Here is a 7617-nt window from a genome sequence, read left to right as displayed (position 1 = left end):
ACAATTGAACTCAATCCCCACGTAATTGGATATAGCCAATGCGTTAAATACAAGCTGTGTACGCTCTGTCCTATCGTCATTAAAACAACCACACGAACAGCACACCAACATACAAGCATGACCACCATTGGCATCACAGGACGTCCCAATCCTCTTAAAAGGCTAGAAACCACATGTGAAAAGCCTAAAAGAACATAGAAGAAGGCACAAATTTTAGCACGATCTACTCCAATCGCAATTACTTCTGGATTTTGGTTAAAGAAAGATATAAATAAAAATAAAGAGAAACCACCTAAGAAATAAAAACCCTCCCCATACAAGAAAATCCTGCACCAACATTAAGTTAGTACAGGACTATATTTTGCCCTAATATCCATTAGGATACATCATATGTTATTTATTCACAATATAAGCCGTCGCAATGGATTGAGCCCAATTATAAATAGATGTTGTATGCATTCCTTTGATATTCTTGTTTCTTAAGCAATATGTTTTAGTAGAGTCTACAGGTAAATAACCACACAATTCACTTTGTCGAACTAAAGCACTATGATAATTCTCTTTAGATACATCATTATCGGATGTATACATACCAGCATCTAGATAAGCATCTAGTTGTTCATCACTCAAACGACCAAAGTTATTTGTAGCACCTGTTCTTAAAATAAAGTTAATGCCTGTATCGTCTGGTGAGCCATAAGAGAAACCTAGATATGTTGCATCCCAACTATCTGTTTGAGCATCATCCTGCACAGTATTGATGACCGTATTAAATTCAACTGTATTGGCTTTAAAATCAATTCCAATCGCATTTAAGCATTTCTGTAAAACCGGAATCAAAGAATCCAAAGAATCCTTATCTTTATTTGCCAAGAAACGAACCGTTAATTTTTCACCATCTTTATAACGATATCCATCATCTGCCAATGTATATCCTGCATCTTCTAAGATTTGGTTTGCCTTTTCAACATCATAATCATAATAAGTGACACCATCTACTTTTTCTTCATTACGAATCATTTTTCCATTATTTAAAGAAACAGGATTTCCAAAAGTACCAGGCTTATAAGCCATACCATCAATTTGATAGTAATTATCAATATATTCTTGCGCATTAAATCCATATCCGATGGCTTTTCTTACCGCAACATCACTACAAGCTCCCACATAAGAGTTAAAGATAATAAAACTTTCACGATCACTCGGATAAGAATCAACAGATAAACTTTTATTTTTTTGTACAGATTTAATTTTATTTGCCTCAATCACATCCGGAATATAGTCCACTGTTCCATTTTCCAATTCTTTGACTTCTGTTGAAGTATCAGTCTTTTTAATCATAATCTTAGAAATTTGATACTGTCCTTTTTTCGCCTTAAACTTTGAATTTGAAACTAAACTAGCTCCACTTGTCTTCTCAAACTTCTTTAACACATAAGCGCCCGTTCCAATTGGCTTACCATTCTTCTTTTCAATACTTTCTGTTTTTCCTTTTTTATAATTTAAATATTCTGAACTACAAATCTTCTGTGTTCCAAGTGTAGAAACCGCATCAATTCTAGGCTTATCCAAATGGAAAACAACTGTATAATTATCTGGTGTTTCAACTCCAGTAAAGCTAGATGCATCTGCATCATGATATTCACTATAACCATCTAAAAAATCAACGTTGTTCGCAAAACGACCTGTATAGCTTGGATCGGCCATAATGGTAAATGTTGTCTGCACATCTTTTGAAGTAAACTTGGATCCATCACTAAAATGGATGCCTTTCTTTAATTTAAAAGTCATTGTCTTGCCATCTTCTCTGATTTCAGGTAAGGACTTAGCCAAATCTGCAACTAACTCTCCTTTTTTGTTGTATTTCAACAACCCTTGATAAACCAAATCAACGACATAAGAATCATTTGTCGTTTGGTAATACATGGGCGAAAAAGTTCCGTTCATTTCTGAACTCAACCCAACTGTCAACACTTGATCATTACCTGCAGCTTTTGCGCTACATCCACACATCAACAAAGCCATTCCACATGCTAATAAATTTTTATACATTCTCTTTTACCTCCTAATTATTTATTCTTTGTACCACCACCAGTCAGCTAACACTTTTCATCACTCTCCTTATAAATAAAAAATCCTGCATCAAATTAAAAATTTGACACAGGACAGAATATCAAAATAATCTGCGGTACCACCTGAATTGGTATACTTATACCCACCTCTAGAATGCCATCACATTCGATCCATTTAACGCACGGAACACGTCGCAGCTACTCAGAAACACTTTTCACCTTGCCCTTGAAAGTCCATTTGCTAAGTCGTAATAATCTAGCTTCCACCCTGACTAGAATCTCTTTGTATCCGGTCCTTAGTTTGATCTCTTTCGCATCGGTTGTCTATAGGATACACCAAACAAAATCTGTTTTCAACATTTTTTCAAATTATTTACATTTTTTCAAGAAAAAGAGATATGTCTCCATATCCCTTTCGTATTAATCGTCAATATAAGCTGTAGCCATTGATTGTGACCAAATAAATGTAGAAGAAGTCTTCAAACCTTTTACTTTCTTATTACGTAAACAATACGTTTGTACACCATCTGTTGGTAAGTATGCACATAGTTCTGCTTGACGAACATAAGCCTTTAAGTAAGCAGCAGCTGAAGCCTCTTTATCAGCTGTATAAGCACCTGCAGCTAAGTATGAATCTAATTCATCATCTTTTAAACGAGCAAAGTTATTTACGCCTTGTGATTGAATAAAGTAATCAACGCCTGTATCTTCAGGGCTTGTAAAAGAGTTTCCTAAATAAGATACATCCCAATCACCAACAGCTGAATCATCACCTACAGTTGAAATAACTGTATTAAATTCCATTGTGTTTGCCTTGAAGTCGACACCAAGTTCGCCCCATTGTTTTTGTAACATAGGAATCATTGTATCCATCGCATCTTTTTCTTTTACAGCCAAGAACTTAATGCTTAATTTTTGACCATTCTTTTCACGAATACCATCACTACCAACAGTCCATCCCGCATCGTCTAAAATTTGTTTTGCCTTTTCTACATCATAATCATAATAAGTAGCCCCATCAACTTTTTCTTCACCACGAACATATGCACTATTTTCGCCAGATACTGGGTTACCAAACAAGCCTGGTACATATGCCAATTTGGCATCTTTATCATCTAATTTATAATAGCTTGCGATATAGGCTTCACGATCAAATCCATAAGCCAAAGCTTGACGTACTGCCTGATCTTGACATGCCCCTGCAGCTGTATTCATAAACAAGAAGTCTTCACGATCACTTGGATACGAATCCATAGTCAAACCTTTATCTTTGTCTTTGGCTACTGTGTTGATTTTATTCGCATCTACTACATCTGGAATATAATCGACAGTTCCATTTTCTAATTCTTTGATTTCAGTCGAAGTCTCCGTTTTCTTGATCATAATCTTAGAAATCTGATATTCTCCATCTTTGGCTTCAAAATTTTCATTTCGATCCAATGAAGCTCCCTCTGTTTTAGAGAATGATTTTAATTTATAAGGACCTGTTCCAATAGGATTACTATTGTTCTTTTCAACATTCGAAGTTTTTCCCTTCTTATACTTCAATGTTTTTGCACTACAAATTTTTTGTGTTCCCAAAGTCGATTCTGCATCGATTTTTGGTTTAGACATGCGGAATACAACGGTATAATCATCCGGTGTTTCAATACCTGAGACATCTTTGGCATCTCCATCATGATATTCGCTATATCCATTTAAGAAATCAACATTACTTGAAAAACGTCCTGTATAGCTTGGATCGGCCATAACGCTAAACGTTGCCTTTACATCTTTTGAAGTAAATTTAGATCCATCACTGAATTTAACACCTTTCTTCAATTTAAATGTCATTGTTGTTCCATCATCACTAATAGTAGGTAGTTCCTCTGCTAATTCTGGAACTAAATTGGCATCCTTGTCATATGCCAATAATCCTTGATATACCAAGTTAACTACATTGTGATCGTTTACCGTTTGATAATACATGGGAGAAAAATCTCCATTCATTTCTGTAAACAATCCAACTGTTAATGTTTGTTCTTTACCAGAACCTGATCCACCTGCAGAACATCCTGCAAGTACAAATGCCATACCTAGGGCACATACACTTCTCTTATTCATAATTCTTCCTCTTCTCTTTTATGTAAATCATTATAATATTTTCTGTAACTATTTCAATTACTTTTTCATTTAATTTCTGTAACAATATAATTTGTTTTATATAAAAGAAAAAAGCCTATCTTTTATGATAAGCTTCATATAATTCATTCTTTTTGCAAGCCATTTCTTTAGCAACTAAACCAATAGCTTCTTTTGTACGCATTCCAGATTCAATATATTCATCCACTTTCGTAATGGCTGTATACATATCAAATACAACGTCATCTTGTTTAAAGCCATCCATGACAATAACCATTTCACCTTTACAAGTAGCCGCTACTTCTAACACTTCTTCAACCGTTCCACGAATATATTCTTCGTGCACTTTTGTAAGTTCTCTAGCTAAACACATTTGACGATTTCCCAATACTTCCAACATATCTTGTAAAGTATCCTCAATACGATGAGGTGCTTCATAGAAAATAGTTGTATAAGGAATTGTTTTGATTTCTTCTAGCTGTTTCTTTCTTTTTGAACTCTTATTGTCTAAAAAGCCATAGAACAAATAGTGATAACAACTCAATCCGCTCGCAACCATTGCATTCATAGCCGCGTTGGCACCTGAAACAGAAACCACATTAAATCCATGCGAAATGGTTTCTTGAACTAATTTCTGTCCTGGATCTGAAACCAAAGGGTAGCCTGCATCGGAAACTACCGCAATATTTTCGCCATTTTCTAATCGTTCAATGATTTTAGGAATACTGACCTGTTGATTATGTTCATGATGCGACATCAACATTGTATCAATTCCATATGCCATTAAAAGTTTTTTTGTGTTACGCGTATCCTCAGCTGCAATGACACTCACTTCTTTTAAAATATCCAAAGCTCTAGGTGTCATTTCCTGCAAGTTTCCAATAGGTGTAGGAACCAAATACAATGTGGAAACATCCGATTCAAAACTCTTCTGTCTAATCATTATTTAATTCCTTGTCTGGCCACAATTCTTTGAAATCCACAAACAAGACTTCTTCTTTGTTCTCTAACTTAGCCTGTTTTTGAAGAACGTTCATACTTGAAATACGATACTTCTTGTCTTTATATGCCACAGTTGAATTGATTTTTGGCAAATCCTTGCGCATTCTTGTATATTCTTCATTTTCAAAACGTAAACAACACATTAGTTTTCCACACTGTCCACTCAACTTTTGAATATTCAATGCCAACAACTGGTTTTTAGCCATATTGATTGATACCGTATCAAAATCTGACATGAATCTTGAGCAGCAGCACTCCATACCGCAGTTTCCAATTCCACCGACAATTTTAGCCTTGTTTCTTGGACCCACTTGTCTTAATTCTATACGACAATGTAAGTGTTGTGCTAGATCTTTCAATAGTTGTCTAAAATCTACACGATCATCAGATACATATGTAAAAATAACTTTTGTACGATCCAATGTATATTCAGAACTAATCAAATGCATATCCAACTTCAAATTTGCGACACACTCGTGACAAATCTTCATAGCTTCTTTAGCTCTTTCTACATTTTCCTCTTTACACTTAATATCTTCGGGTGTTGCCTTACGCAATACCGGCTTGATATCTCCTTTTACTTTGGAAGCATCAAAATCAACGGTAGGGACACAAACCTTTCCTAATTCTTGCCCACGTACCGTTTCTACAACAACGATATCATTTGTATAGTATTTTACATTTGACCCGAAAGTGTAGGCTTTTTTTGATTCTTCAAACTGAATATAAACAATATATTTATATGTTACCTTTCCTTCTGTATTCACTAAATCACAGCCTTCCTAATATCATAATAAAGCTTATCCATAAATAAACCTAAATCGACTGGTCGATATAACATATCCATATTCTCAATCAAAATCGAATATAGTTTTACTTTTTTTTCTAAAGGTAAATTTACCCTATCATTTTTTACATAGAATAAAACCCATTGAATCCACAATTGTATCCAATCCTTATTCATGCGTTCAGACTTACTCACAAATACACTTGTCTGCATCTTTTCAATTTGTGCAAAAGAAGATGCATGCTCAATATATTCAAGTGCAACTTGTTTTAACTCTTCAAAATCAGGCAAAGACAACAATTCAATAGCCTTATCATACGTATATCCAGATTCAGCCAACATCTTTGCGTTTTCTTCACTTGTATTTTCAAGCAACAAGTGTTCACAGCTTTCCGGCTTAAAACAAATAGCCTGACATCTAGATTGAATAGTCGGTAATACATTGGATTTTTCATCCGCAATTAATATACCATAAATCCCTTCACTTGGCTCCTCTAAAAACTTCAACAAGCTATTTGAAGCATCTGGCGTAGCCTTATCATAATGATCTAGAATATAGATTCTGGCATTTTGTTTTCCTGCACTCGTTGATTCAAAAAATGCCTGTAAATCCACTATATCTTTCTTTTTAATACGATCATTCGATACAATCATGTAATCTAAAGATTCTTCATTCTCTATCCGCTTACAGCTTTCACATTCTTGACACGCAAAACCATCAAAATCTGTATGTTCGCACACAATACTTTGGGCAAATAAGATGGCTGTTTCTAATTTACTTGAACCTTTTGGTCCGTGAAATAAATAGGCATTCGCAACTTTTTTATTTTTTAAAGCGTTTGACAATGTCTGATAAACGATTGGCTGTGCCTTTTTTAGATACTCTTTATTCATATTCTTTGATTACCTTTAAGACACATTCCATGGCACTTTTTAAAACCTCTTCCTTACAAGGCTCGGCATCAATCACTTCAATACGCTCTGGATACATGGATACTAATGTTTCATAGCCTTGACGCACAGCTTTATGGAATGAACTTTCTTCTTGGTCCAAACGATTCAAGTCGCCACGAAGATTCATACGTTTTTTACCCGTTTCTACACTAACGGATAAAAATAGAGTCTTTTCAGGCATACATCCATCAATCGCAAACTGATTGATATCCCATACTTCTTTTAAACCTATTCCTCGTGCAATTCCTTGGTATGCCAAACTTGAATCAATGAAGCGATCACACAATACGATCTTCTTATTTTCCAATGCTGGAAGAACAACTTCTTTTAAATGTTGTCTACGACTTGCCGCATATAATAATGCTTCTGTACGATCATCCATTTCTGTATTGTTTACATCTAATAATATATTACGAATGGCTTCAGCAATCTTGCTTCCGCCTGGCTCACGAGTATAAATGCAGTCGTATCCCATTTTGATCAATTCTTCTTGTACCGCTTTACATACGGTTGTTTTTCCTGATCCATCATTTCCTTCAAATGTTATAAATACACCTTGTTTCATATTTTTCCTCACCATATATATTCAATAATTATTATTTTCTAATATCTATTTCTCATTTAAACATAGCGTTCTTCGGTTTTCAAGTGATTATTAATATCATATTTTACGGTTTTCAA

The 7617-nt window shown here is 34.7% G+C and carries 7 protein-coding genes; all 7 read right to left on the bottom strand.

From position 1 onward, the window contains the following. On the bottom strand, positions 1-320 hold a 320-nt coding region (locus LJE08_RS06635; protein WP_255650318.1), incomplete at its 3' end, for an MATE family efflux transporter. Positions 321-393: 73 nt separating this feature from the next. Continuing rightward, the gene (locus LJE08_RS06630) at positions 394-2052 is read right to left on the bottom strand and encodes an ABC transporter substrate-binding protein (RefSeq protein ID WP_227402760.1); all 1659 of its coding nucleotides are present in this window, start codon (positions 2050-2052) and stop codon (positions 394-396) included. Between the two features lie 440 nt (positions 2053-2492). Next, a complete protein-coding gene (locus LJE08_RS06625; RefSeq protein WP_227402759.1) occupies positions 2493-4175 on the bottom strand; it encodes an ABC transporter substrate-binding protein in 1683 nt (560 codons plus the stop codon). Between the two features lie 115 nt (positions 4176-4290). Further along, positions 4291-5136 carry a 16S rRNA (cytidine(1402)-2'-O)-methyltransferase gene (rsmI, locus tag LJE08_RS06620; protein WP_227402758.1) on the bottom strand — a complete coding sequence of 282 codons (846 nt, stop codon included), beginning with the start codon at positions 5134-5136 and terminating at the stop codon, positions 4291-4293. Further along, a complete protein-coding gene (gene ricT, locus LJE08_RS06615) occupies positions 5129-5962 on the bottom strand; it encodes a regulatory iron-sulfur-containing complex subunit RicT (protein ID WP_117925771.1) in 834 nt (277 codons plus the stop codon). The genes rsmI and ricT overlap by 8 nt, the downstream gene beginning before the upstream one ends. Then, positions 5962-6876 carry a DNA polymerase III subunit gene (locus LJE08_RS06610; protein WP_117925769.1) on the bottom strand — a complete coding sequence of 305 codons (915 nt, stop codon included), beginning with the start codon at positions 6874-6876 and terminating at the stop codon, positions 5962-5964. Before LJE08_RS06610 ends, ricT begins: the two co-directional genes overlap by 1 nt. Further along, a complete protein-coding gene (gene tmk, locus LJE08_RS06605) occupies positions 6869-7501 on the bottom strand; it encodes a dTMP kinase (protein ID WP_227402757.1) in 633 nt (210 codons plus the stop codon). The genes LJE08_RS06610 and tmk overlap by 8 nt, the downstream gene beginning before the upstream one ends. Positions 7502-7617: the final 116 nt, after the last annotated feature.

It is taken from the genome of Holdemanella sp. DFI.5.55, from assembly GCF_020593575.1.
Classification (GTDB): Bacteria; Bacillota_I; Bacilli_A; order Erysipelotrichales; family Erysipelotrichaceae; genus Holdemanella; species Holdemanella hominis.
The sequence above is the reverse complement of the archived record's forward strand: the minus strand, read 5'-3'. Positions and strand labels throughout refer to the sequence as shown.

Bases quoted from the DNA above. Each gene is read 5' to 3' on its own strand.
- tmk (WP_227402757.1), bottom strand. From the start codon at position 7,501: ATGAAACAAGGTGTATTTATAACATTTGAAGGAAATGATGGATCAGGA.
- LJE08_RS06625 (WP_227402759.1), bottom strand. From the start codon at position 4,175: ATGAATAAGAGAAGTGTATGTGCCCTAGGTATGGCATTTGTACTTGCA.
- rsmI (WP_227402758.1), bottom strand. From the start codon at position 5,136: ATGATTAGACAGAAGAGTTTTGAATCGGATGTTTCCACATTGTATTTG.
- LJE08_RS06610 (WP_117925769.1), bottom strand. From the start codon at position 6,876: ATGAATAAAGAGTATCTAAAAAAGGCACAGCCAATCGTTTATCAGACA.
- LJE08_RS06630 (WP_227402760.1), bottom strand. From the start codon at position 2,052: ATGTATAAAAATTTATTAGCATGTGGAATGGCTTTGTTGATGTGTGGA.